This window comes from Arthrobacter sp. AFG20, from assembly GCF_002892795.1.
Lineage (GTDB): Bacteria > Actinomycetota > Actinomycetes > Actinomycetales > Micrococcaceae > Arthrobacter.
In genome coordinates this window covers 1-2,811 of sequence record NZ_PJMC01000041.1, presented here as the reverse complement: position 1 = coordinate 2,811, position 2,811 = coordinate 1, and the positions used below count along the sequence as shown (strand labels likewise).

At 62.8% G+C, this 2,811-nt stretch carries 3 protein-coding genes; all 3 read right to left on the bottom strand.

Annotated elements, in window-relative coordinates; translation table 11 throughout:
- Window positions 1–150 precede the first annotated feature (150 nt).
- A complete protein-coding gene (locus CXZ05_RS22650) occupies window positions 151–1,167 on the bottom strand; it encodes an SIS domain-containing protein (protein WP_102974698.1) in 1,017 nt (338 codons plus the stop codon).
- Between the two features lie 60 nt (window positions 1,168–1,227).
- On the bottom strand, window positions 1,228–2,073 hold the full coding sequence (locus CXZ05_RS22645) for a PfkB family carbohydrate kinase (protein WP_219726593.1): 846 nt from the start codon (window positions 2,071–2,073) through the stop codon (window positions 1,228–1,230).
- Window positions 2,073–2,811, bottom strand: a 739-nt coding sequence (locus CXZ05_RS22640; RefSeq protein ID WP_102974697.1) for an amino acid ABC transporter ATP-binding protein, incomplete at its 5' end; no start/stop codon positions are given. The genes CXZ05_RS22645 and CXZ05_RS22640, both read right to left, overlap by 1 nt.

Genomic DNA, 2,811 nt, shown 5'->3' with positions numbered 1-2,811 from the left:
CCACACGATGGAAGCCGGCCCTGAACGCCTTCGCCATCAGCTTCGACGGAAGAATCAACTAAATGCCAACCGTGGATCCACCGAAAATCGGACAGTCCCACGTGTCTTTGCGGCCACGAACAGGCGTGCCTGTTCGTGGCCGCAAAGTCGCTAGTAGGCGAACTGCCACATGTAGCGCCGGCCCTCCAGTGAGTAGCCGCGCACTGCAGCGTAATGGGCGGCCAGACGGAAGGCGATGGTGTAGTAGACCAGCGGGGCAATGAAAGGTCGCTGGTTTTGCGGGATGCCTGGAAGCTCCAGGTCACGGCTGTCGATGACGAAAGTCTCTCCGCTGTACTTCTGGAGGAAGCGCTCTGCACGCTCTCCCATGGGCCGCGTTTCGTCCTCGCTTAGGTACAGGATGCTCTTCGTTTCTTTATCAAAGACCTCGAATGGACCTTGGAAGAACTCATTGGCGTTGATAGTTGCAGCGTGCATCCACTGCATTTCCTGAAGGAAGCAGCTCGTGAAGGTGCTCCCCATGCCCTGCAGAGACCCTGACGCAATGAGGTAGGTGACAGGAACGTCCTTCATGTTTTCCGCGATCTTCGCGGCGAAGGGTTCGAATACCCGGACGGCCTTTTCGGCGGCGGCAGGAAGCGCGGCAAGGGCAGACAGCTCTCCGGCCACGTCCTGGCCGTCACGCTCTAGAATGGCAAGGGCCACGAGCTGCAGCAGGAGCTGGTTGCCGTCCCCGGTCTCTGCGACGAAGGCGGTGTTGACCGCCTTGGCCAGATCTCCTTCGGCGTTCAGCGTAACTGCTGCCACAGCCGCCCCCCGCTCCTGAGCCCAGGAGGCTGCCCGAACAGTCTCAGGGGTCGTGCCAGCCGCGGAAAGGGCGATGACGAGCGCGCCGGGTCCGACCGCTGGCGACGCACGGTAATAGAACTCGTCGGAGTTTACGGTGGTCACAGCAACTTTGCCCCGTCTATCGAGAAGGAACTGCGCAGCGTTCAGTCCGGACAGTGAGCCTCCGGCTCCGACGAGGTACACGCGGTTGAGTTCGGGGATCCCTGCTACATAGGACTCGATCTCGGGCCACAGGGTGAGGGCGTGTTCCTGCGAGCTGCGTAGGTTGTCAGGGATTTCCTTGACAGGTTGTATTCCGATAAAGGTTCCGTCGGTCATGTTTTTCCTTACTTTTCCTGATCTGATGAATGGGCATTCGCCTCCGGGAGGCTGAGCCCGTCAGTGGGTCGTAGTGGCGACGATTTGGGCGGCCATGGGAACGCCGTGGCCGAAGGCGCCAAAATGCGTGCAAGTCTGTGCAGCTACAGCTGCTGCCTCGGGCAGGAACTGGCTGGGATTTTCATTCCGGAGGAGGCCGACGAGGACCCGCGCGCAGAATGTGTCGCCTGCGCCGAGGGTATCTATGACGCCCTCCGCGCGGTGCGCCTGACTCTTCCAACGGCGTCGTCCGCCGTTGCTGAGTGTCGCCCCTTCGGTTCCGCGGGTGACCAGTGTCCAGGTGGCTCCGGAGCCTTCGGCCTGCTCCAGGAGAGATTCGAACGCGGCGTCATCCAGTCCGCCTCCGGACAGGACGATGAGATAACACGAACGGCCGACGCGGTGAATGTGCTCTGCGTTATGCCGGGTTCCGAAGTCATACGAGAGCCGTGTTTCTGCCGCAAACGCTGGAATCCAGGGGTCAAGCTGACTGGTAGCTCCCACATGAATGGCGTCGAACGCTTTAAGGCGTGCGAGGTCCACCGAGGACGGAGTGAATACTGACACTCCTAAGTCTGAGGAGACAAATACCCTGTCGCCACGAGCATCATGCCCGATAACACAGTGTGCCGTGGAGCCCGGGGCGCGCCGTAGGCCGGATGTGTCCACTCCCTCATCCTGCAGAGCTGTGCTTATGGCATCTCCAGCCGCATCAGCTGCTATTTGGCCCAGGTAGGCCGAGGACGCTCCGAAGCGGGCGGCGAAGACGGACACATTGAGAGTGTTTCCGCCCGGGAACATCGTGCCCAGTTCCGGATAGCAGTCGACGACGTTATCCCCGGCGGTCGCGATGCGGGGCTGCAACATCACAGCACCTCCGAGAGGAAGCGTTGCAGGCGTTCGCTGCGCGGGTTATCGAAGAGCTCGGCGGGGGTGCCGACCTCCACGACTTCGCCTTCGTCCATGAAGACCACCTGGTCTGCTACCTTGCGGGCAAAGCCCATCTCGTGGGTGACCACGAGCATGGTCATGCCGCGCCGGCCGAGCCCTGCCATGAGGTTCAGGACGCCTTTGACCAGTTCCGGGTCCAGGGCGCTGGTGGCTTCGTCGAAAAGCATCACTTCCGGTTCCATGGCCAGCGCACGGGCGATGGCCACGCGCTGCTGCTGCCCGCCGGACAGGTCGCGGGGCCGGTGGTCTGCGCGTTCGGCCAGCCCTACTTCGGCGAGGCCGCGGCGGGCGCGTTCGCTGGCTTCTGCCTTGGACATTCCCTTGACGCTCCAGAGCGCCAGGGCCACGTTCTCGAGCGCGGTGTGGTCCGGAAAGAGGTTGAAGTGCTGGAACACCATGCCGATGCGGGCGCGCAGGATGTCCGGCTTGACCTGCAGGGCGCTTTCGCCGGCCAGCAGCACGTCCCCGCTCTTGGGTTCGTGCAGGCGGTTGACGCCGCGCAGCAGCGTGGACTTGCCCGAGCCCGAGGGGCCGATGATGCAGGTGGTGGTGCCCGGGGCCACGTTCAGGCTGACGTTCCGGAGGACCTCGATGTCCCCGTAGGCCATGGTCAGGTTTCGCAGCTCCAGGCTGGAGCCGTGGAAGGTGTGGACA